Raw genomic sequence first — 22127 nt, 5'->3', positions numbered from 1 at the left:
GAAGAGTGCCAATTATCTATGTTAATAAATAAGGCGATTGTTTATGGTGATAACTAGTTAAAATGAAATTTAGATGTGATATAGAATGAATTTTTATGTGAAGGAGGAGTAAAAAAGCAGAATGACGACAACAACCACACCGATACAAAAAACGAGCTCTTGGGAGCAACTAAAGCAGGAAATTAAAGCCGCTGCCTTTGATTTAGGCATTGATGATATTGGTTTTGCTTCAGCAGATCCTTTTTTATCTTTAAAGCAGGTACTCATCGATCGTCGTGAGAAGGGTTATGAGTCGGGTTTTGAGGAGCCTGATATAGAAAAGCGTATTTATCCCGAATTGTCCTTTGATGGCACGCCTGCGTCGTTAATTTCGATCGCTGTCGCTTACCCTTCTAAGATGGAAAAGCCTCCTAAATCAGAACCAGGTGAACGACGTGGTATTCTAGCAAGAGCGGCGTGGGGACGAGATTATCATTATGTTTTACGTGAGGCGATGCAAAGGTTAGAGACGTTTATCCTTGAACGAGTACCGGAAGCAAAGCTAGTGAATATGGTAGATACAGGTGCGTTAATGGATCGTGCTGTTGCGCATCGTGCTGGGATTGGCTTTAGAGGGAAAAACTGCTTAATTATTTCGCCCAAATGGGGTTCTTGGATTTATCTAGGTGAACTAATTACAAACATCCCATTTTCCCCTGACACGCCTGTGACGGAGGATTGTGGAGATTGTACAAAATGTCTAGATGCTTGCCCGACAGGAGCATTAGTTGAGCCTGGTGTGCTGAATGCACAACGGTGTATATCGTTTCAGACACAACATAAAGGGCTACTTGAAGAGGAATTTATGGTTAAGATGGGGAATCGTTTATACGGATGCGATACATGTCAAATTGTATGCCCTAAAAATAAAGGGAAGTATTGGACCCATCGGCCAGAGCTTCAGCCTGATCCAGAAGTCGTTAAGCCATTATTAATGCCAATCCTTGATTTAAGTAATCGAGAATTTAAAGAGAAGTTTGGCATTAGTGCTGCAGCATGGAGAGGCAAAAATCCAATTCAGCGTAATGCTGTAATCGCCCTTGGTAACTTTAAGGAGAAGGCAGCCGTGCCTAAGCTTATCGAAATTATGACAAAGGAGCCAAGAGCATTTATGCGTGGCACAGCGGCTTGGTCGTTAAGTCGAATTGGTGGGCAAGAAGCGCTGGAAGCAGTGGAGCAAGCACTTGAGGTAGAGCAAGATGAATTAGTGCTTGGGCGTTTGCATATCGCAAAACAGCGTTTAGAAACGCAAGCCATGAACGATCAACAAGAATAGGTCGCAGGGGGATAAGACCATGAGATTTTTAAATGTTGATGATATTGAGCCGGGGCAATATTTAGGGAAAACAGTGTACTCTGCTAATGGAACGGTGTTGCTATCCGCAGGTATACAGCTCACTGTCTACATGATTAATACGCTAAAACGAATCGGTGTCACGATGATTTATGTCAAAGATAACGATTTGCCAGATGTGGAGCTTGAAGATGTTGTTAATGAGACAACGAAGGTTCAGGTCTATAAAGAAATGAACGAGCTTCAAGGAGCAGTAAGGTCAGGAAAAGAGTGGAGCACTAAAAAAATATTTAGCAGTATGGATACATTGTTAAATGAAGTGCTGAATCAAAAGGGAGTATTGCTTCAGCTCACAGATATTCGAACCGTAGATAATGCTCATTATTTACATGCTATGAACGTATGCCTCTTATCCGTTATGATGGGGATTAATATGGGGCTTAATTTTTCTCAGCTAAAGGATTTAGCAATTGGCGCACTTCTCCATGATATCGGTAAGTCGGTGGAGCATCCAGACGATCTAAACATAGCAGGTGTGAAGGAGCATCATACGTGGAGAGGATTTGAAATGATTAAGAAAAAGCGTGATCTCAGCTTAATGATTGCGCATATTGCCCTCCAACATCATGAACGCTTAAATGGGAGTGGTATACCACGAGGATTAAGTGGAGATGAAATCCATTTATACGCTAAAATTGTGGCTGTTGCTAACCTCTATGATAATTTAATAGGAGGTAGTGGTGAAACAGGTAGACGTCCACTTATGCCACACGAGGCTTGTGAGGAATTAATGGCGCTCTCGGAAAAGGAATTGGATCGAGATGTGTTAATTGAATTTACTAGAATTATTTCTGTATATCCAAATGGGACTGGAGTCAGGTTGTCTACAAAGGAAAATGGCGTTGTCGTCCGCCAGCACCGTGGGTTGCCAGGTAGACCGGTTGTCCGTATTATTCGTGGTGTGGGCGAAGAGATGGACGTCAAGGAAGTGGATCTTGCGGTAGAGACTACGGTATTTATTGATGCCGTCTTAGCCTGAATTTGACTTAAAGTGAAAAAAGAGTGACTTAAAATAAAAAAAGAGCAATTGCTTGTCTTATATTAGGAATGATATGATAAGCTTGTTTTAGCATATCTAAATTAAGCTTAAGGGTGGATGAAGTGATGATTTATGTAGTAGGAATTGTTGCTCTAATTGTAGGGTTGATTGCTGGTTTTGCAATTGGCGTATTCTATTTGAAGCGTCAGCTTACCAAAATGCAAAGTGATCCACAAATGCTGCAACAAATGGCGAAGCAAATGGGGTATAACCTCAATAACAGGCAAATGCAGCAAGCGCAGCAGATGATGAAAAACCAAAAGAATATGCCACAAGGTGCAAAAAACCGTAAAAAATAAAAATAACAAGCAATGGCGAATAATGGCAAACTAAACTATCTCAGATAAAGTGTTTTGTAATTATCTTGATTTTTACAACATGTTTTCCTAAGGAATAGGAGTGACCTCTAATGTCAGGACTAAAGGATTATACCAATAAGCACGTGGGTGAAAATCGTGCTCAGATTGAACATCATATTAGAGAGATTCTGAGGCTCGTAGGGGAAGATGTTGAACGTGAAGGTTTAATTGAAACGCCTGCCAGAGTTACTCGAATGTATGAGGAAATATTTGGCGGGTATGGCATTGATCCCGTTGAAGTATTAGGTGTTACTTTTGAGGAAAATCATCAGGAGCTAGTCATTGTAAAGGACATTGTGTATTACAGTCAATGTGAGCATCATATGGCTCCTTTTTTTGGCAAAGTGCATATTGGATATATTCCGAGTGGACAAATTGTTGGCTTAAGCAAGTTAGCCCGATTAGTTGAAGTCGTTACACGCCGCTTGCAGGTACAGGAGCGAATTACTTCACAGATCGCCGATATTTTGGATGATGCCTTAAAACCAAATGGCGTAATGGTGGTTGTAGAAGGTGAACACCTATGTATGTGCTCGCGAGGTGTGAAGAAGCCTGGCAGTAAGACGATTACGTCTGCGGTTCGCGGGAGCTTCCGTTCCCATGCAGCCTCCAGAGCAGAGTTCTTATCTCTAATTAAAGAGTAGACATAAGGGATTCAGGTGCAATTAAAAAATTAGTAGTTGATAACATTGGAGATGGAGGGCTACGAACAGAGAGTTCTTCCGATCGTTATTAAAATCAGATTTCTGTCTATATGACGGTGATTGTTGAAATCCGGTTTTAAATACGAACGTTACACTTGTCCAGAACCTCTCTGCTTCTTCGCTAGACTGGGGTGTTTATCAACTACTAATTTTAAATTCATGAACCTGAATTGGGGAAGAAGAAAAAGGAGGACGGCTACGTATGAACAGCCGTCCTTTATTTCGTTTAAACTCTAGCTAGTCGAGTGATTTAACGCGCCGAATATAAAACCCCTGTTAAGCAGGTGGTACTGATTTAGATTGTTTGACTCATCATATAAATTAGTGGTAGACAACATCCCAGACTAGCGGAGGGACAGGGGGATTCTGGAGAAGTGGAACGTTCATCTCTTAAAACCAGATTTCAACCCTCAAGTTATCATGAAATAATAAGGAATCTGGTTTTAACAATGATCGGAAGAACCCTCTGTCTCGTAGCTACCACCCCATCATTGTCTACCACTGATTTTTCAATACGGTGTCCACATCAGCTGCTTAGCATAATCATAACGGTAGCTAACCTCAGGCCAATTGACTACGTTCCACCAATCCTCAATGTATTTTGCGCGCTCATTTTGATGCTTCAAATAATAAGCGTGCTCCCATACATCAAGTGCAAGCAACGGAACGACATCCCACTGGGACAAATTTTGATGCTTCTCGGCAGTTAGAATTTCTAGTCGATGGCTTCGTGGGCTCCATACTAAGATTGCCCAACCTCCACCCTCAACATTTTCCGCCGCTTTAGAAAACTGCTTCTTAAAGGCATCGTAGCTTCCGAAATCACGTTCGATCGCTTTAAGCAAATCACCTTCTGGCTTACCGCCTCCATTTGGACTCATAATTGTCCAGAATATCGTATGCAAATAATGACCGGCACCATTAAAGGCAAGCTCGCGCTCCCAATGCTTCACTAAGTCGAAATTCCCACTTTTCCTTGCTTCCTGTAGTTTAATTTCTGCTTTATTTAGTCCATCGACATACGATTGATGATGTTTATCATGGTGAATTCTCATCGTTTCCTCATCAATATAAGGCTCTAAAGCGTTATAAGCGTAAGGAAGTGGTGGAAGGGTGTGCCCGCCAATTGGAACAGGCTGTGGGCTTCTAGTTTCTGTTAAAGGAGTCTCTAAAGTTTGGAATGCGTTTACTTGCTGCGCCTCATTTGTCCTTGAAATTGAGTCCGCAGAAGTAATAAAGTATTGTGATTCTGAAATGACGTGTCCAATCAAGGATTGACCAAGCGGTTGGTTTTGCACAGCTGTGCTATGATTCGTTAAGTTATGCAGCTGTCTTGCAAATTGATCGGATTGCTCCAGCGCAACCTGTAACAAATGTTTGGCATTTTCAACCCAAAGCGATTCAGTTTCTCTTACCGCGGTAGTGCCTGTAGTTTGCAGTAAAGTGGCAGCAGCACGCGATGTTGTCGTAAATAACTGTTCCCATTCCTTTAATAAATTGACAAAGGGCTCTTCTAAATCAGGGGTGGAGGATTGGATTAATCTTGCATGTTCCGTTTCTTGGATCTTCCAGAAATTTATTTCCTCCAGAATGCGAACCCAATGGTCGGGTTCGTTCCTATAAGACATAAAATAAGCCTCCTCAAGAAAAAGTTGTTTCTATCAACTTATTCGAAGGGAGGCCCACTTTATGTCTATTCCTTTTGTGATTCTGTACTTGGATTAATACTACCAAGAAAGGAAGAGACTTTACGTAAATATTCTTTTGGATGTTCACGGAAAATAAGTTCATGATGAGAGCCCTCTACGATCCAAACTCCTGACTTCGGATTGGTTTGATTAGCTGCTAATTGCTCAGCGATCGGATAAGGTGCTTTTACATCCTGTGTGCCATGAATAAATAAGGTTGGAAATGGATAGTCCTTTGACTTTACTTCCTGATAAGGAATTTGCCCTAAGCTGGTACCATTTAATACTGGGAGTAGCATCCCGATAATCTCAAGTGAAGGATGACGGGGTAGAGCAATGTTTTGCCTAATGTTATGGTACATCGTATCTGGCTCAAGCAGAAAAGTACTATCTAAAATCATCGCATCAATGTCAGGGCTGATCAACGCTGTTTGTAGTGCAGTACCTGCCCCCATGGAGAAGCCCCACACAACGATTTCTTTTGCTCCTTTTTGCTTCGCTAATTCAATTGCTCCAAGCAACTGCTGCGATTCCTTTTTCCCACCTGTAGCGACCTCACTATTGCTATGGTCAGCAAACCCGTAATCAAACATTAAAACATTAAACTTTAGACTGTGGGCATAGTGGGCTAAATCATACATTGGTATCCAGGACTCTTCCCGATTTGCACCATAACCATGACTGAATACAATCGTTTTAGTTGCATTTTCAGCAGGAATATACCAGCCGTTCATATAACGACTACCATCAGCCGCAGAGAAACGAACATCTTCATAATCCAAGTTTTTGGATAACTTCGGATTGGAATAAATTGGGGCAACAGTAGGGTTAGACAACACCCATGCAATATATCCATGTAACGAGATGAAGCAAAAAATTAAGAAAAATAAAATGGATAGCAATAAAGCAACCACAATATGCTTCAGTGAAATTCGCCGAGTTGATAATTGCACAGGAGAGCTTGCGTCTCTAGATCCAGCCGATAAAGGAAGATCTTGGGGTGAGATCTGATTCATACGCTCCCTCCTAACGATAAAAATAAGATTGGGATAGACTAGTCCTTTTTCCTAGGGCAATCCAAGGAACATGAGGATTTAGTCATAATGTGTCGAACTATAATAATACGAAGTTACAGCAAATTGAACATGGAGTCAATGTCCATTGGTCAATAAATTAGCTACGCTCCAGAGCGTTCTTGCGATTGATGTTAAAATCAACTTCCTTTTAATGGATCAAAACAAAAATCGGTTCTTGCCAATCATGAAGTAAGAGGCTACGTAGCAGGGAGTGGCTTCAACCGCTGTTAAGATCCCATTTTCTTTATCACATGTGTTGAATGGATGAAATTGTGACCTTAAAGGCGGCCGCGTTCGCTTCTCCACCATCTCCCTGCTCCTTCGCTTCGTTAGCTTATTGTCAAGTACCTATTTTAAGATTGAGCCAATTTTGGAGCAACGGATATTGATGTTTAGTTAAGCATATTAAAGTGGATTGACGAATAAAACACTTCTCCTCTATAATTTATGTAACCAAGTTTCATGTAATGAAACAAGAGGAGGTTAATAAGGTTATTATGGAAGATCGGAAACTGACTGTTCGTGCTGTGGAACGGGCGCTTGATATATTATTATGCTTTACGCAAACAAGAAAGCTGGGCTTAACTGAAATTTCTTCACAAATTGGTTTACATAAAAGTACGGTGCATCGTTTGCTAACGACACTAGAGGAAAAGGGCTTCGTCACTAGGGACGATGCCACTGAGAAATATAGTCTTGGTCTTAAAATATGGGAGTTATCCCAGCATTTATCCCAAGAGGATGATCCAGCAGTGTTATTGAAGCCCCAAATGGAAATGCTTCGTGATCAATTAGGAGAAACGGTCAGCTTATATGTAAGAGATGGTATGGAGCGCTTGCGTATTGGTGCAGTACAAAGTGATCAAGCGATCCGTCGAGTAGCTCCAGTTGGTGCTAGACTTCCTTTATATGTTGGTGCCTCTAGTAAAGTACTGGTGGCCTATGCAGAAGAAGCAATCCAAAATAGAGTGCTATTGTCACCAGATTGGCCTGTCTCTCTGGATCGAGATGAGTTTACTAGTCAATTAAGCCAGATCCGTAAGCAAGGTTTCGCTACAAGTTATGAGGAGCGTGAACTGGGAGCTGCATCCGTATCCGCGCCAATTTTTGACCGCGAGGGTAAAATTGTCGCTGCTTTATCCATCTCTGGTCCTGTCAGTCGCCTAACAGAGGAGAAATTAGTGGAGCTCGGTGAACCTGTTGTTAAGGTTGCACGTCAAATGGGCATGATGGTACCAAATTGGCGTGTGTAAAGGAGTACAGTTTTAAAAATTTCAAAGACTACAGTTATCCTTAGGCTACCAAATATACTGTGAAATTAGGAGGACATATCGTGTTTGGCAACGATTGGGATGATATATTATATGAAGAAACACAAAAGGACTATTTTCAAAACTTAAGGTATACATTAGCTAGAGAATATAAGCAGTTTACTGTCTTTCCACCTAAGGAATATATCTTTTCTGCATTAAAGCTAACGCCCTACAGCGAAACTAAAGTCGTTATTTTAGGGCAAGATCCTTATCATGGCATGGGGCAAGCACATGGACTGAGCTTCTCAGTGAAGCCAGGAGTGAGCGTACCTCCTTCACTTAAGAACATATATCAAGAGCTAGCAGACGATCTGGGCGTCCCTGTCGCGAACACAGGTTATTTATTACCTTGGGCACAGCAAGGCGTACTTATGCTCAATGCCGTGCTGACGGTGAGACAAGGCAAACCAGCGTCACATCGAGGATTAGGCTGGGAGACGTTTACGGATGCGATTATGAAAAAACTAAACGAGCGTAAGGAGCCACTTGTATTTATTTTATGGGGGAGCTATGCGATAGCCAAAGGTTCTTTTTTGGATGGGACTAGACATAAAATTATTACTTCTCCACACCCAAGTCCATATTCGGCGGATCGGGGCTTTTTTGGGAGCCGTCCATTTTCTAAGGCTAATCAATTTTTAGTGGAGCATCATATTGAACCGATTGACTGGAATATTTTTTGTTAACAACCATATTATTTGTTGCTATACTACATAATTAAATAGATTTAATCGAATATGACAATAAGGATGAGCCTATGCGACATAAAGGTAGATGGATTGCGGTCGTGATTGCCGTTATTTGCTATAGTTGTTCTGTTTTTTACAGCTATGTACGAACAAATCAATTTGATTATTTAAGGCTAATCGGCTATCCAATCTTTTTAGGCTTAGCTTATTGGTGTGGCCAGCTATATGATAAAGCTGTATTTTTCTCTATAAGGGACCCACTTACAGAGCTGTTTAATCGGAGATATATAATGGAGGCGTTTAAAAAGTTAATTGCATCACATAAATGGAACAAAAAAACGCCTTTTGTTGTCGTGATGGATTGTGATAATTTTAAATGTGTAAATGATGAATTGGGGCATGAGACAGGGGATGCCTTGCTTAAAACGGTGGCTGACATTATTTTACGGAATATTGGTAAAAGAGATCTTGGAGCCAGATGGGGTGGCGATGAATTTCTCATCTTAGGCTTAACTTCTGGCTCACAAGAATTAGAGCTATTAGTGAAACGCATTGAAGATGATATCCAGAGTACTTTTCAGGCTCATAATTGGTCAAATGCGTCTTTATCTATTGGAACTGCGGTGTATTCTAGCGATAAACCAAGCTTAGAGAAGCTGGTTCATATTGCAGATCAAAACATGTACTTCCATAAGATGAATAAAAAGCGGCTCGACCTTTAAATCACTACTTGCGTAATACCCATTTAGCAATGTCCTGAATGATTGGCTCAAACACATTTGAAGGCTGTAAATATTCTTGACCGATTGATGGCTTGCCATAGCTTGCTAAAATATGATTGACGTTAGGATAACTTTTGAAGCTTACATTCGTATGAGTTTGTAATGCTGTTTTCCAACCTTTAAATTGATTCATGGACACCTGTATATCATTTTCCCCTTGAAGAATGAGTAATGGTGTATTTTGTGTTTTAGCTAACTCTGTTGGCACATAATCTCTTTGCTCAAACCACCAATATGAGGATGGAATTGGGAAATCTTTAGGTAGATTATCTTTTGAATATTTCGTATCCTTCACCATCGTTGCGATTCCTTGGTAAAATTTAGCTTGTTGTTCATATGGCTTTGCGTCAATGCCAAGCTCCTTCGCTCTAGCGACTAAACCATCTGTCTGCTCGATAAGAACATCTGCAAAGGAGGTGCTTGGACCTGCTATTGATATTCCACCAGCAATATCATGCTCTGTATCGTTTGCAATAATTAAAGGTAATGCAAATCCACCTTGACTATGCCCCGCTACGAAAATCGCCTTAGGATCAATTTTTTTATTGGATTTTATAAATTGTACCGCTCGGTTTGCATCATCTACTGTTTCTTGCTTTAAAGTAAACTTAGGTTGTGCTGCAACCTTATAACTGTGCGTATAAGTTAATTTATCGTACCTTACTGTTGCAATGCCTTGAGAAGCAAGACCTACTGCAATATCACGGAAAGGTTTTCCTCCACCGATGGATTCGTCCCGATCATTGGTCCCTGAACCATGTACAAGAATGACAACAGGAAAAGGTCCGTCGCCCTTCGGTAACGTTAAAGTACCTGGTAAAGCAAATTTACCTTCCCCAACCGTAATTGCCTCTTCTGTATAAGCATCAGGGTGATCATAGCTTGGCTTTTGATAAACATCAGGTGTTGCAGGGGATACAAATAAATCATCTATAAGCCCATTTGCATCCATTCTAACGATTACAGTTAGCGGACTAGCTTTGGAAGTAAAGGTATAAGTAATATTGCGATGAACGCTATCTTGTGCCACTTTTTTTGAAGTAGGTTGCTTTGTTATTGGTCCTAATTGCTGCTCTAACGATTTCCATAACTGATTAAGTAAAGGGGTAGGAAGTGCCTCTGCTGCATTAGTGTTAACATATTTTGCTGCCTCAGTACCCTCACCTTTACTTAACAAATCAATAAAAATATCCTCAGGTGCTTCTGCTAATGCTTGCTTCATAAAGTCCTCGTCCACATAAGCTGTTCCTTTCGTAACTTGGATAGGTTGCTCAAGTGATAATGTTTTACCATTTAAAACTGCATCTTTCTTTCCAATGGTTAGTACCAGTGTAGTTTTGTTTTTTTCTAATGTAATTTTCTTAGTTGATGCTTCCCATGACAGCTTTGCTCCATTGTCCTGCGCAAATGCACGAATAGGGACAAGTGATTTTGCTGGTTGCTCACCTAGCTCTGCCGCTGATAGCGAAGAGATAGGTATTAGCATACAGACAGACATTACAGATACGAATAGCTTTTTCCAAGAATTCATTTTGTTACCTCCCCAAATTTAAAAATCTAAATACTATGAATAATATATCTCAAAATAAGTTACTTACTAAGAAGTGAGCTTATTATGATGAACGCAATAATTGCAATTAGAATTACCCAACTTAATGGATGTGCGAAGTTAAGAGTCCAACCAATTCCATTCCGTTTTTCGATCGAAAAGGAAGGATCGTTACGATTAAAATAAATGTATCCTAGCTTCCAATGGATATCATCATTAACTGGGGGTGATTGGGATAACTCCTTTTCGTTGTTAGGCTTACGGAGGTCTCCTCCACCTTGTCTACTTAGTAGAGAAATAAGTAAGGCACCTAATATAATGAGAACTGGTATGGTGAAGCTTACCAACTTTAAAAGTAACGGATTTGGAACTATCATATTAATTTGAATCATCGCGAATAAAAGGGTGAGTAAAAAGCTAGTAACAATCGTAAATAATGACCATCTTCTACGGAATTTTATGTTTTTTACCGCAAACGTAGTAGGGTCAGTTACAGATAACTGTTGTTTACTTTTTTTAATACTCCAATTCACAAACATCATTAACCCAATTGTTGCAAGCTGCACCAAGCTTAATCCCATTACAGATAAATAGGTTTTGGATGTGCTTGAGGTTACGTTACCTTGTAAATCATATTTCATTGGGATGACATTAGGTAAGGCATCATAGTTAAGAAGCGTAATGATTGCCATAATGATGACAATCGTAAAAGGAATAGCAAACCAATAATTAGAATGCGTTAATTTCTGCTGTCGAAAAGAAGTATCTACCATTATTTTTTGCGTCGTTGTTGCTTGAACCGGAAGGGATTGCTTGATTAACTTCATTTTATAATTAAATAAAATATTTAATGTAACATAATAAGCAGTAAAGACGACTACACCAATTATACTAATAATGGATCTTGATTGCTCACTTTGTGAGATTAGAAAGTAAAGACAGGACAGTATAATCACACTAGCTCCAATAAGACTATAAGCAGCATACTTGCGCCGAAGTGCACGTAAGGTTGGACTAAAATAATGAAATTCACTAACCGTAACACCAAAGCTGACGGTTTCTCTTGTCATATAAGGGATAAAGGAGAGCATCAGCACTAAAGGAACAATAATAAATAGAATGGGTAATAAAATAAATAGTTGCATCAAAATCACTCCTAATAGGGATGTTTAATTTCCTCATATATATCACTCAATACGGTGCCTAACTCTTCCTTACTCATCCCCCGGCACAATGCTTCGGCAATGATTGGTCTTAATTCCTGACGTTGCTTATTTAGGAAATCATCAGTGATTGGTGGCATGCCCTCAGGGTTAACAACAACCCCTTTTTGTCGATGAATCTGAATGTAACCGTCTTGTTTAAGCAGGGTATAAGCCTTATTTACGGTGTGCAGGTTTACACCTATGTCTGCCGCTAAGTTTCGGACAGACGGTAATGCTTCCCCAAGCTGTAATTCCCCACTCGCGACACCCTCTATAATTTGATAAACAAGCTGAGAGTAAATAGGAAGCTCGGATTGCATATCTAAGTTAATAATCATTTTTAAGCCTCCATGTTAACTGTTATATATCAACTATAACAGATAGAGGGGAAAATACAATATAATTTTGAAGTTTATACAAAGATAATGAATAAAAGGCATTCCATAACCTTTATTAAAAGGTGTTGTGGATAAATAAATTAAAGTAACTTCTTCTATGTCATTTTTGTGGATAATAAAAAGTGTAAAATTGAAATTATCCACAGAAATGAAATTTTTTATTTAATTTACTTAAATATTGATAATGATGTTAACAATTTATACACATTATCACCAGACCTACTGTGAATCAATTTGATTTTATTGATGCTTGCGAGTAAAACCGTTTGTTGTAGATTAAATTGCGATATAATAGTGATATTAGAAAGGATGGATTATGTATGCGTACACTAGTTATTTTGGCTCACCCACATTTTGAGCAATCCCGCTTGAACAGTAGAGTAGTAAACGAATTACAAGGAAAAGAAGATGTGACGATTCACAATCTGTATGAAGCTTATCCAAATGAGCAGCTTGATGTTGCAAGAGAGCAAGCCCTTGTTGAAGCTCATGATCGTATTGTGTTTCAATTCCCCTTTTATTGGTATAGCTCACCACCCCTTTTGAAAAAGTGGATTGATGAGGTCATTGTTTATGGCTGGGCATATGGTTCTCCAGAAGCGGTTGCACTTCGGGGCAAGGAGCTGCTAATTTCGATCACTACTGGTAGCGTGAAGGAAAACTATACACCAGAAGGACGTAACAAATTTACAATCGAAGAGCTTTTAAGACCTTACGAGGCAACAAGTAACTTAATCGAAATGAAATTATTACCACACAACGTATTATACGGAGCTTCTGTTATTACAGATGAAGAGCTGGAGGTTGCGGTAAAGCCATATGTGGGTAAGATAATCAGTATTTGACAACAATTGAAGCTGGAAGCTACGATACGCTCGTTTGGGCTAGTTCCAGTAAAAAATGGCTATAATCATTTAGTTGGGCGCAGATGTGTTGACTTTATTTCTTGTACTGAATAAACTAACACTATAAATGAATTTAGGAAGGAGCTGTGTGAAATGAAAAAGGTGAAAATGAACGTGATTGTTACAATGTCGGTAGCCTATACAATTTCATTAAATAGCTCAAGCCCAATTCATTTAAATGTTGATTTAAAGTGAGTTAATTTACTAAATTACTATTTAGTAATTACGATTTGCTAAATTCTAAATGTCAATGAGACCGGGAGAGCTAACGCTTTTGCGGTCTTTTTTATGTGTGTAACAATGAGAGTAGACTGCGAGGTGTGATTTTCGCGGTCTTTTTGTGTTGCAAAAAAAGGGAGGATTTATGGATAAATTTACAGAGGAAACATTAGAACGTTATGGTTGGAATTTACATGTAAGTAGTAGTTGGAAGGAGCATTACGGTAGTAGCGCTACATTGTCGCCTGCACGCGTACTTGCGGATTATGGTCAGAAATATACGTTAATTACTTCTGAAGGCGAGTTGTGGGGAGAAGTAACGGGTAAATTCAGATATGGGATTCAAGAGGGAGGAGCGCAAGAGTTGCCTGTTGTAGGTGATTGGGTAGCGGTGGAAATTAGAAAAGGAGATGGAGCCGCAAGCATTCATCATATTTTACCACGTTATAGTCAGGTTTCTAGACAAGCGGCTGGTAACGAAATTAAGGAGCAGATCGTTGCTTCAAATGTAGATGTGTTATTTCTGGTAATGGCTTTAAACCATGATTTTAATTTACGAAGATTAGAACGTTATTTAATTATGGCTTGGAATAGTGGAGTTACACCTGTTGTTTTACTTAGTAAAACAGATTTATGTGATCAACTTGAAGACTATATTGCAGAAGTGAAGCAAACAGCGGTTGGTGTAGATGTTATTGCGGTTAGTGCCTTGCAAAATGAAGGGATGGAGCAGCTTGACTCCTATTTAACATCGGGAGTTACTTGTGCTTTAACTGGCTCGTCGGGTTGTGGTAAATCAACCTTGTTAAATCGATTGTCTGGCAGTGAAATCCAGCTGACACAGGATATACGGGAGCAGGATAGTAAAGGTAGACATACAACAACACATCGCGAAATCTTCACTTTACCAAGTGGTGCAGCTTTGATTGACACACCTGGAATGCGTGAGCTACATTTATGGGATGATGGGGGAACTGGGGTATCAAATGTATTTACAGAAATTGATGAGTTAGCTAAGCTGTGTAGGTTTCGTGACTGTAAGCATGAACAGGAGCTTGGTTGTGCGGTTCAAAATGCTATTCAACAAGGAGAGCTTGAACCCTCTCGGTTAGCAAATTATCATCGTACCTCACGCGAGCTCAAATTTCAGGCTAATAAGCAACGTCAGCAGGAGATGATGAAGGCAAAAGGAACTAAGAAAAAGCCTAATAAATCTCGTAAACTCACTCCACAGGACTGGGAATAAAGTGAAGGGAGCGTATTGATGTTATCTCAACAACTAATTGATTTTTGTAAAAGTAAAAACTGGTGGTATGAGGACGCTTCACAGGAGTATGAGCAAGCTTTAATGAAGCTAAATATTCCGCCTGATTCTGACTTTGCTAAGTTTTATTTGCATGTAGAGGATGGACCTACCTTTTTAAGTAGAAATAAAGAGCTATATCATATTGGCTGGTTTATGGTAAACACAAATTATACGCTTAATGTGACAAGTGCGCATGAGACTTTACACTTACCTGAAGCTTATATTCCACTAGATAGCTTTGAAGGAGAATACGGCTTTTTCTATCATCGTCAAAGTGGTGCGGTTTTACGGCTTAGCTTAGGCGAAGAGTGGTATCGATTTCAAAAGGGTGAGCTAAAGCCACAATGGGATAGCTTTAATGCATTTTTGGTGTGGTATTTTGACCTGTAATGGTTCTATAGCTTCTTGTACCCTCTCCGATAGTTCCTTGGAGTGTGTCCTAATATTCTTTTGAAGCTAACATTAAAGTTTGAAGTATGTGTATAACCAACGAGGTCACTAATGACATGAATCGGTAAATTTGTTTCTCGCAGTAGTTTTTTTGCCTCACGAATTCGGATATTTTGCAGGTAATCACAAAAACGATATCCAGTAATTTGCTTAAATACTCGGCTCAAATGAGAGGGACTAACATAAAAAGCTTGTGCTAAACTGTCCAATGTATGTTGCTCATAAAAATACAAATTTAAATAGGAAGTTATTTCAGTAATGACTGAATATAGAGGATGTTGGTTAGTTCTCTCTTTACTAGCTTGTAATTGTTGTTGTTGTATACGGTAAATATGAATAAGAAGCGCAATAAGTAACACTCTAATCATATCAATCCTTCCAATTTCGGAAGTGTTCGTTTCATTTAATATTTTAAAAAATAACTCTTCTATAGCCATCTGTTCGTTTAAGTTAAAGTGAACGATAGATGGTTTTTTTGTGTCTTCCAATAAAGGTAGAGATGAACGTGATAGATCATTTTCTATAAAAGCAGCGGCAAAGTTAATATGTATTTGCTCACAGAGGTCAGGTTGGGGAGATTCGAAATGGGGTTGCTTTTTAGTGTGATTTAGGTGGAAAGGAGGTATAAGTAATAGATCTCCTTGCTTTAAGGTGACCGCCTTATTGGGAATCCAACAGGTTGTTGTTCCACGAAGTACATAATTAATTTCATAGGAGGGGGAAGTTGGGACGAAATGTTCCCCTTGCTGCGGCCTAGTATGAAGAGTTTGGTGAGTTTGAAGATGTTTAATAGAGAAGGTATGTGTATTAATAGAAATGTCAGGCGCGGGCATATTTAACGTAATCATATCGCAATTCTCCTTTTGAGGCTCAACATTGTCTTTCTTAACATGACAAAAAAAGCAAAATGAAAACGTGTTCATAACAAGATATACAAAATTTAATCTACCTATCTGTACTATACTTAAAAACGAAGGTAAATGTAAATTAAATCTAATTATGTAAATTGAAAGGGTGTATATGATGAGGTTGAAAACGGACAAGTTGCCTACAAGTAAAAAATCAAGTTGGAAAAGAAGGTTAGTTACACAAGCACTTTTGATTATGTTATGCAGCCTAGTTTTACCTATGGAGGCAGTGGAGGCGATGGGGCCAGTACCCTCACTAGAGCCATCGGAAGCAATAGTATTTAATGCAGCCACAATAAATGCTACTCAAAAAACAATAGTTGTGGATCGTAATGGCTCGGGTCAATTTAAAACCGTGCAATCTGCCATCAATTCCATTCCATCGGGGGGCAACACCCAATACAAAATTCAAATTAAAAAGGGAACCTATTATGAGAAAATTAATATTCCTTCCTCCAAACCAAGTATTCGGCTTATAGGTGAATCAGCTAGCAACACAATATTGACCTTTAATGATACAAATAGTAGCGCAGGGGGAACAACAAAAAGTGCAAGCACAACGGTTCGCTCCAAGGATTTTCATGCTGAAAATATAACCTTCAGCAACACTGCTGGTCGAAACGCAGGTCAAGCCGTTGCCATTTATGTCGCTAGTGACCGTGCAACGTTCCGTAATGTTCGTATGTTAGGGTATCAAGATACGTTATATGCTCATAGCGGCAGACAGTTGTATGAAAACTGCTACATTGAAGGGACCGTTGACTTTATTTTTGGTGGTGCTACCGCTGTATTTAAAAATAGTGAGATTAGAAGTGTTGGAAATGGGTATATAACAGCGGCTTCCACCGATGCAGGCGCAAAATACGGCTACGTATTTATTGATTGTAGACTAACACAAACCCCTGGAGCAGGTTATCAGGTTTATTTAGGTCGTCCATGGCGTCCGTATAGTGCAGTGATATTTATGACGACTTGGATGGATGGCCATATCAGACCTGAAGGCTGGAACAACTGGAACGATGCAGCGAATGAAAAAACAGCACGTTATGCTGAGTTTAACAATAGTGGTCCAGGCTGGAATAAAAGAGCACGTGTGAGATGGGCTAGTACATTATCGCCGCAACAGGCATCAGGCATTAATGTGTATTCCGTTCTGGCTGGGAATGATGGCTGGAATCCATACAAATGATGGTATTGGCCAGTCTTACATTTCATAATTCATTTTTATATTTGATTAATGCATCCGTGAAGATTTGTTCTAACTTCTCTGTGACTTCACCTTTATATTGAAAATCATAAGGGCTAGCATCATCTTTACTTTGTAGTTTACTCTTGCTTGGTTGCTTCAAAGGTATCTTTCCATAATAAACACCTTTTATAAAATAGAGATTGGGGTCGGTAAGGCTTTTATCTAGGAAAAGAAGATACTCTTCCTTTTCATTCATTAACTGGTAGCCTTCGACCCCATAAACTATAGTCCCTTTGTTCGTTTGTTCTGTTGCACCATTTTCAAGGACAGTAATATAACTACCAATCGTAATCTCTTTGTTTTTAGATTTAAAAATTTTATTAATTTTTATTGCCGATTTTGTACCATAACCAATAACATCTCCCATATCATCTCGTTCAATATACTCATTCTCAATACGATCCTTAGTGCCAATTACAATCAATTCTGTGGAGGTTTCTAGGTCATTAAAATCAAAGTAATTGATCACTTTTGCCGAAGAATTAATATATTTTACGCCGTTTGCCTCTGTCTCTCCTTTATCACTTGCAAATTTGAATAACGAAATGATGAGTAGTGTAGCTGCAATAACAGTAACGTTTCTCCTATATCTATTTTTTCTATTTTTCATATGTTTCCCTCCTATGCGTTACAAGTATATAAACGAGAGATTCATTGAAAAATTTCCAATAAACACCCTATAAACTAAAAAAAGGTTGAAAATTGCGTGAAAAAGGCGATGCGCCCTGTAAGATTACAGTGGAATGCATCGCCTTTTAAATTATTATTTAATTCTATTAAATAAGGTTCATCATTAAAATTATTGGTTGATAATACCCTAACCTAGCGAAGGGACAGAGGGATTCTGGAGAAGAGGAACGTTCATCTCTTAAAACCGGATTTCAACCATCAAGGTTTATGAATAATAAGGAATCTGGTTTTAACAATGATCGGAAGAACCCTCTGTCTCGTAGCTACCATCTACATCATTTCAACCACTAATTTTTGTTAGTAGCTTATTGCCCGATCATTTGACGCAATACAGTTTGCAAAATACCACCGTTATGATAGTAATCTACATCGACCATACTGTCTAATCTAGCCACAACAGTGAAATCAAAGCCACTGCCATCTTGACGTACTGCGGTGACACTAAGCTTTTGACCTGGCTGTACTTCGTTATTCAAGCCATGGATGTGGAACGTTTCTGTGCCATCAATACCAAGCTGCTTCCAGCTTTGACCTTCTTGGAATTGAAGTGGCAACACACCCATACCAACAAGATTACTGCGGTGAATACGCTCGAAGCTTTCTGCGATAACCGCTTTTACACCAAGCAGGTAGGTTCCTTTGGCTGCCCAGTCACGTGAGCTTCCTGTACCGTATTCTTTGCCTGCAATTACGACTAAGTTTTGACCATGCTTTTGATACAACATGGAAGCGTCATAGATCGACATAACCTCGTCTTTAGGCAAATATTTCGTTACGCCACCTTCTGTCCCAGGAGCTACAGAGTTACGTATACGGATGTTGGCAAAAGTACCACGCATCATCACCTCATGATTACCACGGCGGGAACCGTAGGAATTGAAGTCCTTACGTTCTACACCGTTATCCTTCAAGTATTCGCCTGCTGGACTTGATGGTGCAATGCTACCTGCTGGAGAGATGTGGTCTGTCGTTACAGAATCGCCTAGTAGAGCAAGTACTTTTGCTTCTTTAATATTACAAATATCCTGCAAGCCATCTGTAATTTTCTCAAAGAATGGTGGGTTTTGAATATACGTTGATTTATTATCCCACTCATACAATTCACCTTTAGGCACATCAATCGCATTCCAACGCTCATTTTGGGTAAACACTTTTTCGTATTTGCTACGGAACATATTAGCATCTAACGCAGCGTTAATCGTTTCCTTAATTTCTTGGGAAGAAGGCCAAATGTCCTTCAAATATACAGGTTCACCTTGCTGATCATAACCTAACGGCTCTGTTTGCAAGTCGATGTTTACTGTTCCTGCTAACGCATAAGCCACAACAAGCGGTGGTGAAGCAAGATAGTTTGCTTTTACCTGTGCGTGTACACGTCCTTCAAAGTTACGGTTACCAGACAAGACTGCGGCTACAGTTAGATCATTGTCAGTAATTGCAGCACTTACCTCTTCAGGAAGAGGGCCAGAGTTACCGATACAAGTTGCACAGCCGTAACCAGCCACGTTAAATCCAAGCTTCTCAAGCGGTTCAATTAGGCCAGCTTTTTGCAAGTATTCAGTAACAACAAGTGAACCAGGCGTTAAGCTACTTTTTACATAACCAGGTTTGGTTAAACCACGCTGTACTGCTTTTTTCGCAAGAAGGCCTGCACCGACCATTACACTTGGGTTCGATGTGTTTGTACAGCTTGTGATTGCAGCGATCACGACAGCGCCAGCTTTTAGCTTGCTTGTGTTGCCATCTGTGTGCGTAATCTGAATCTCTTCATTTAATTTATCTTCACTTAATCCATAACCACCCTTGTCAATCGGGGTACGAATAATATCATTAAATTCTTGCTTCATGTTTGTAAGCTCGATCCGATCCTGCGGACGTTTAGGTCCTGCAAGACTCGGTACAACCGTAGCTAAATCCAATTCAATAATATCTGTAAAGGTTGGATCAGGTGTTGCCGCTGTTCGGAACATGCCTTGGGCTTTGTAATATTGCTTCACAAGCTCAACCTGCTCCTCAGAGCGACCTGTGCTGCTTAAATAGTTTAGTGTTTCATCATCTACTGGGAAGTAACCTACTGTTGCACCATACTCAGGTGCCATGTTAGCCACTGTCGCACGGTCTGCCAAGCTAATATTTGCTAATCCCGGTCCAAAGAACTCAACAAATTTACCAACAACACCTTTTTTACGCAAAATTTGCGTAACAGTTAAGGCTAAGTCAGTAGCAGTAGCGCCTTCTGCCAAGGAGCCTTTAAGCTTAAAGCCAATAACCTCTGGTGTTACAAAGTATAATGGCTGACCTAACATACCTGCTTCGGCTTCAATTCCACCAACACCCCAACCAACGACACCAAGTCCGTTGATCATCGTAGTATGGGAATCTGTTCCAACAAGGGAATCAGGGAATACTAACGTTTTGCCATCTACCGTTTTTGTAGCTGCTACGGATGCTAAGTATTCAAGGTTAACTTGGTGAACAATTCCTGTAGCGGGTGGAACTGCACGGAAATTATCAAACGCCGTTTGCGCCCAACGCAAGAAACGGTAACGCTCTTCATTCCGTTCAAACTCAACGTTCATATTATATTCAAGCGCATCTGGTGTTCCGAAGGCATCAACCATGACAGAATGGTCAATAACAAGGTCTACAGGGACAAGTGGATTAATTTGTTTCGGATCGCCACCTGCTTTTTTGACTGTATCACGCATGGCAGCAAGATCAACAACAACCGGTACGCCTGTAAAATCCTGAAGAACGATACGCGCAGGAATAAACGGAATCTCCTTGTTATGATCCTTTGCATCACCCCAAGTGGCGATTTGCTTTACATGTTCTTCTGTAATCGCTCTACCATCAAATTGACGGACTGCGGCTTCTAATAACACTTTAATGGAGAAAGGCAATTTAGAAATACTTCCGAATCCTTGCTCTTCCAGAGCTTGTAAATCGTAATAATGGTATTGTTTCCCGTTTACCTCAAGGGGACGGGATATGGAAAAAAAAGAAGTGTTGGACATTCAAAAAACCTCCTAAGTTTCATTCTGTGAAACACAATTCCAAAAAACACACTATAATTAGTATAATGTCGTTTCAATGGTTTAGTAAAGAACTTTTTACTGCCAGTTCTTCATACTGACTCTGCTTTTTTCATATACATGGAAGGAATTAGGGAGGAGGGCATATTGATGAATGAAGGCTGGAGACAAACGTTATCGATGTACGTGAATCAATATAATCGGGATCAGGTTAATTATGAAACAAGACAAAATGAAACAAAGATTACGGACCTTAATTATTTGCTTAAAAGTGGGGATCGTAAGGCTAGATTATCTTCATGGTATGAGGCTCGTGGTGCAACCCCTTTACGCAATGAGACGAAGGCGAAGCTGCTCTCTCAGTCGAAGCGAGGGGAAGGGGAGGTCGAAATTGATTTGCAGTTGGCGAGAAATACTTCCTATGAAAAAGGAGGCATATCGCATCAGGAGCAAATTGTTGAGCATCACCAGCTTATTTTGCAACGAGATGGGCAAGATTGGTTAATTACAAAGGTATTTATTTTTGTACCAGAAGCGAAAAGTGTGCCTCAACCACCTGTGCAACCCTTAAATGAAGAAACGCCAACACGTATCCCCGCGCCATTTTTAAATACAGGGCTATTAGGCTACAGTGGTAGAAGCATCGCATATCGTCGTCAGGATGCGGTAGCGTATGCAGATCGATGGTGGGATAGCTTTAATCCTGAATTTGCGGAATTTGAAGTCAATTGTACGAACTATGTCTCTCAATGCCTCTTTGCAGGTGGAGCCCCAATAAATTATACTGGAAAAAGGGAAACAGGTTGGTGGTACAAAGGTTATGTAAATGGGCAAGAGCAGTGGAGCTTTAGCTGGGCTGTATCCGCCGCTTTAGAGCGGTATTTGTCCACGAGCACGACAGGACTAAGAGCTACCGTAGTTGAACGTGCAGAGCAGTTAGAGCTTGGTGACGTCATTTTTTATGATTGGGATGGTGACGGACGGTACCAGCATAGTACAATTGTGACTGCCTTTGACGCTGGCGGAATGCCACTTGTGAATGCCAATACTGTACCTAGCAGGCATCGTTACTGGGATTATAAAGATTCCTACGCCTGGACAGAACAAACAGTATATCGCTTTTTCCATATTGCGGATTGGTTCTAATTAAAAACATAGAAGAGAGATGTT

Annotated in this window: 19 protein-coding genes and 1 pseudogene; 12 read left to right on the top strand and 8 right to left on the bottom strand. The window is 39.9% G+C overall.

Annotated elements, in window-relative coordinates; all coding sequences use genetic code 11:
• Window positions 1-121: 121 nt before the first annotated feature.
• The 4 genes and pseudogenes from queG to folE all read left to right on the top strand — a co-directional run.
• Window positions 122-1309, top strand: a pseudogene (queG, locus tag ABE099_RS12930) (tRNA epoxyqueuosine(34) reductase QueG); the annotation flags it as partial.
• A gap of 25 nt (window positions 1310-1334) precedes the next feature.
• Entirely contained in the window at window positions 1335-2372 is a 1038-nt protein-coding gene (locus ABE099_RS12925; protein WP_430031294.1) for an HD-GYP domain-containing protein, read from the top strand.
• Window positions 2373-2497: 125 nt separating this feature from the next.
• A complete protein-coding gene (locus ABE099_RS12920; protein ID WP_430031292.1) occupies window positions 2498-2731 on the top strand; it encodes a YneF family protein in 234 nt (77 codons plus the stop codon).
• Between the two features lie 110 nt (window positions 2732-2841).
• Window positions 2842-3435, top strand: a complete 594-nt coding sequence (folE, locus tag ABE099_RS12915) for a GTP cyclohydrolase I FolE (protein WP_430031290.1) — start codon at window positions 2842-2844, stop codon at window positions 3433-3435.
• Window positions 3436-4004: 569 nt separating this feature from the next.
• Here folE and ABE099_RS12910 read toward each other — a convergent pair.
• Together ABE099_RS12910 and ABE099_RS12905 are read right to left on the bottom strand one after the other, a co-directional pair.
• Window positions 4005-5123, bottom strand: coding sequence for a Fe-Mn family superoxide dismutase (locus ABE099_RS12910; protein ID WP_430031288.1), 1119 nt, complete (start codon window positions 5121-5123; stop codon window positions 4005-4007).
• 65 nt (window positions 5124-5188) lie between these two features.
• Window positions 5189-6199 carry an alpha/beta hydrolase gene (locus ABE099_RS12905; RefSeq protein WP_430031286.1) on the bottom strand — a complete coding sequence of 337 codons (1011 nt, stop codon included), beginning with the start codon at window positions 6197-6199 and terminating at the stop codon, window positions 5189-5191.
• Between the two features lie 557 nt (window positions 6200-6756).
• Here ABE099_RS12905 and ABE099_RS12900 point away from each other — a divergent pair.
• The 3 genes from ABE099_RS12900 to ABE099_RS12890 all read left to right on the top strand — a co-directional run bounded on the left by ABE099_RS12900 (window position 6757) and on the right by ABE099_RS12890 (window position 8983).
• The gene (locus ABE099_RS12900) at window positions 6757-7512 is read left to right on the top strand and encodes an IclR family transcriptional regulator (RefSeq protein ID WP_430031284.1); all 756 of its coding nucleotides are present in this window, start codon (window positions 6757-6759) and stop codon (window positions 7510-7512) included.
• A gap of 80 nt (window positions 7513-7592) precedes the next feature.
• Entirely contained in the window at window positions 7593-8258 is a 666-nt protein-coding gene (locus ABE099_RS12895; RefSeq protein ID WP_430031282.1) for a uracil-DNA glycosylase, read from the top strand.
• A 71-nt stretch (window positions 8259-8329) separates the two neighbouring features.
• Entirely contained in the window at window positions 8330-8983 is a 654-nt protein-coding gene (locus ABE099_RS12890; RefSeq protein ID WP_430031280.1) for a GGDEF domain-containing protein, read from the top strand.
• A gap of 4 nt (window positions 8984-8987) precedes the next feature.
• Here ABE099_RS12890 and ABE099_RS12885 read toward each other — a convergent pair whose 3' ends face one another.
• Genes ABE099_RS12885 through ABE099_RS12875 form a run of 3 tightly spaced genes read right to left on the bottom strand, consistent with a single transcriptional unit; the run spans window position 8988 to window position 12135 of the window.
• Entirely contained in the window at window positions 8988-10574 is a 1587-nt protein-coding gene (locus tag ABE099_RS12885; protein WP_430031278.1) for a stalk domain-containing protein, read from the bottom strand.
• A 59-nt stretch (window positions 10575-10633) separates the two neighbouring features.
• Complete coding sequence (locus ABE099_RS12880) at window positions 10634-11737, bottom strand: DUF1648 domain-containing protein (protein ID WP_430031276.1); 1104 nt, start codon at window positions 11735-11737, stop codon at window positions 10634-10636.
• A gap of 11 nt (window positions 11738-11748) precedes the next feature.
• Window positions 11749-12135, bottom strand: coding sequence for a GntR family transcriptional regulator (locus ABE099_RS12875; protein WP_430031274.1), 387 nt, complete (start codon window positions 12133-12135; stop codon window positions 11749-11751).
• Between the two features lie 380 nt (window positions 12136-12515).
• Here ABE099_RS12875 and ABE099_RS12870 point away from each other — a divergent pair, with 380 nt between their 5' ends.
• The 3 genes from ABE099_RS12870 to ABE099_RS12860 all read left to right on the top strand — a co-directional run bounded on the left by ABE099_RS12870 (window position 12516) and on the right by ABE099_RS12860 (window position 15015).
• Window positions 12516-13040 carry an NAD(P)H-dependent oxidoreductase gene (locus ABE099_RS12870; protein ID WP_430031271.1) on the top strand — a complete coding sequence of 175 codons (525 nt, stop codon included), beginning with the start codon at window positions 12516-12518 and terminating at the stop codon, window positions 13038-13040.
• Between the two features lie 424 nt (window positions 13041-13464).
• Window positions 13465-14565, top strand: a complete 1101-nt coding sequence (gene rsgA / locus ABE099_RS12865; protein ID WP_430031268.1) for a ribosome small subunit-dependent GTPase A — start codon at window positions 13465-13467, stop codon at window positions 14563-14565.
• A gap of 18 nt (window positions 14566-14583) precedes the next feature.
• A complete protein-coding gene (locus ABE099_RS12860; RefSeq protein ID WP_430031266.1) occupies window positions 14584-15015 on the top strand; it encodes a hypothetical protein in 432 nt (143 codons plus the stop codon).
• A 5-nt stretch (window positions 15016-15020) separates the two neighbouring features.
• Here ABE099_RS12860 and ABE099_RS12855 read toward each other — a convergent pair whose 3' ends face one another.
• Entirely contained in the window at window positions 15021-15923 is a 903-nt protein-coding gene (locus ABE099_RS12855; RefSeq protein WP_430031264.1) for a helix-turn-helix domain-containing protein, read from the bottom strand.
• A 175-nt stretch (window positions 15924-16098) separates the two neighbouring features.
• Here ABE099_RS12855 and ABE099_RS12850 point away from each other — a divergent pair, with 175 nt between their 5' ends.
• Entirely contained in the window at window positions 16099-17172 is a 1074-nt protein-coding gene (locus tag ABE099_RS12850; RefSeq protein WP_430031262.1) for a pectinesterase family protein, read from the top strand.
• Between the two features lie 22 nt (window positions 17173-17194).
• On the opposite strand, the gene ABE099_RS12845 is transcribed toward ABE099_RS12850, so the two are convergent.
• Both ABE099_RS12845 and acnA read right to left on the bottom strand, forming a co-directional pair.
• The gene (locus ABE099_RS12845; RefSeq protein WP_430031260.1) at window positions 17195-17842 is read right to left on the bottom strand and encodes a hypothetical protein; all 648 of its coding nucleotides are present in this window, start codon (window positions 17840-17842) and stop codon (window positions 17195-17197) included.
• Window positions 17843-18227: 385 nt separating this feature from the next.
• Window positions 18228-20939, bottom strand: coding sequence for an aconitate hydratase AcnA (gene acnA / locus ABE099_RS12840; RefSeq protein ID WP_430031257.1), 2712 nt, complete (start codon window positions 20937-20939; stop codon window positions 18228-18230).
• 168 nt (window positions 20940-21107) lie between these two features.
• On the opposite strand from acnA, the gene ABE099_RS12835 reads away from it, so the two are divergent.
• Window positions 21108-22103, top strand: coding sequence for an amidase domain-containing protein (locus ABE099_RS12835; RefSeq protein WP_430031254.1), 996 nt, complete (start codon window positions 21108-21110; stop codon window positions 22101-22103).
• Window positions 22104-22127 lie beyond the last annotated feature (24 nt).

Origin of the sequence: Paenibacillus turicensis, assembly GCF_050461185.1 — a bacterium.
In the GTDB taxonomy this organism is placed as follows: Bacteria; Bacillota; Bacilli; order Paenibacillales; family Paenibacillaceae; genus Fontibacillus; species Fontibacillus turicensis_A.
This window is presented reverse-complemented; position numbering and strand designations above follow the sequence as displayed.